Below are 1,837 nucleotides of genomic sequence, written 5' to 3'. Positions count from 1 at the left end.
GTTGTTGTTTGAGAACTCAATAGTGTGCCAAGTTTTATTGATACCAATTTATTGTTTTATGGATTGGTTATTTGGTTGGTTGTTGCCGCCCCTGTGGTGATGACTGGCTGTTTAGCTGGTTTCGAATTTAGTGCGCGCATTCATCATCTTTTTCCGGTGTGTTTGTGTGTGTCTGTTTGTTTTATTAACGGAGAGTTTGATCCTGGCTCAGGATGAACGCTGGCGGCGTGCTTAACACATGCAAGTCGAACGATGAACCCGCTTGCGGGGGATTAGTGGCGAACGGGTGAGTAACACGTGAGTAACCTGCCCTTAACTCTGGGATAAGCCTTGGAAACGGGGTCTAATACTGGATATTGACTTTTCACCGCATGGTGGAGGGTTGAAAGATTTATTGGTTTTGGATGGACTCGCGGCCTATCAGCTTGTTGGTGGGGTAATGGCCTACCAAGGCGACGACGGGTAGCCGGCCTGAGAGGGTGACCGGCCACACTGGGACTGAGACACGGCCCAGACTCCTACGGGAGGCAGCAGTGGGGAATATTGCACAATGGGCGAAAGCCTGATGCAGCGACGCCGCGTGAGGGATGACGGCCTTCGGGTTGTAAACCTCTTTCAGTAGGGAACAAGGCCAGTGTTTAGCTGGTTGAGGGTACTTGCAGAAGAAGCGCCGGCTAACTACGTGCCAGCAGCCGCGGTAATACGTAGGGCGCAAGCGTTATCCGGAATTATTGGGCGTAAAGAGCTCGTAGGCGGTTTGTCGCGTCTGCCGTGAAAGTCCGGGGCTCAACTCCGGATCTGCGGTGGGTACGGGCAGACTAGAGTGATGTAGGGGAGACTGGAATTCCTGGTGTAGCGGTGAAATGCGCAGATATCAGGAGGAACACCGATGGCGAAGGCAGGTCTCTGGGCATTAACTGACGCTGAGGAGCGAAAGCATGGGGAGCGAACAGGATTAGATACCCTGGTAGTCCATGCCGTAAACGTTGGGCACTAGGTGTGGGGGACATTCCACGTTTTCCGCGCCGTAGCTAACGCATTAAGTGCCCCGCCTGGGGAGTACGGCCGCAAGGCTAAAACTCAAAGGAATTGACGGGGGCCCGCACAAGCGGCGGAGCATGCGGATTAATTCGATGCAACGCGAAGAACCTTACCAAGGCTTGACATGAACCGGTAACACCTGGAAACAGGTGCCCCACTTTGTGGCCGGTTTACAGGTGGTGCATGGTTGTCGTCAGCTCGTGTCGTGAGATGTTGGGTTAAGTCCCGCAACGAGCGCAACCCTCGTTCTATGTTGCCAGCACGTGATGGTGGGGACTCATAGGAGACTGCCGGGGTCAACTCGGAGGAAGGTGAGGACGACGTCAAATCATCATGCCCCTTATGTCTTGGGCTTCACGCATGCTACAATGGCCGGTACAATGGGTTGCGATACTGTGAGGTGGAGCTAATCCCAAAAAGCCGGTCTCAGTTCGGATTGGGGTCTGCAACTCGACCCCATGAAGTCGGAGTCGCTAGTAATCGCAGATCAGCAACGCTGCGGTGAATACGTTCCCGGGCCTTGTACACACCGCCCGTCAAGTCACGAAAGTTGGTAACACCCGAAGCCCATGGCCCAACCCGTTAGGGAGGGAGTGGTCGAAGGTGGGACTGGCGATTGGGACTAAGTCGTAACAAGGTAGCCGTACCGGAAGGTGCGGCTGGATCACCTCCTTTCTAAGGAGCACCAAACGCTTTGGGCATGCACCGCATGGTGTGTGTTGCAAGTGTGAGGAGTCAAGGCTTGCTGCCAGAACGCATGTTTCTGGGTGAGCTGCTCAAGGGTGGAATATCAATG

The 1,837-nt window shown here is 54.2% G+C and carries 1 rRNA gene; it reads left to right on the top strand.

Annotated features, from left to right (window positions below):
* Window positions 1–184: 184 nt before the first annotated feature.
* Window positions 185–1,716, top strand: a 16S ribosomal RNA gene (locus tag ACFUCV_RS14745).
* Window positions 1,717–1,837: the final 121 nt, after the last annotated feature.

Origin of the sequence: Specibacter sp. NPDC057265 (assembly GCF_042668835.1) — a bacterium.
GTDB lineage: Bacteria > Actinomycetota > Actinomycetes > Actinomycetales > Micrococcaceae > Specibacter.
Note: the sequence above shows the minus strand (reverse complement) of the source record. Positions and strands in the feature narration are given on the sequence as shown.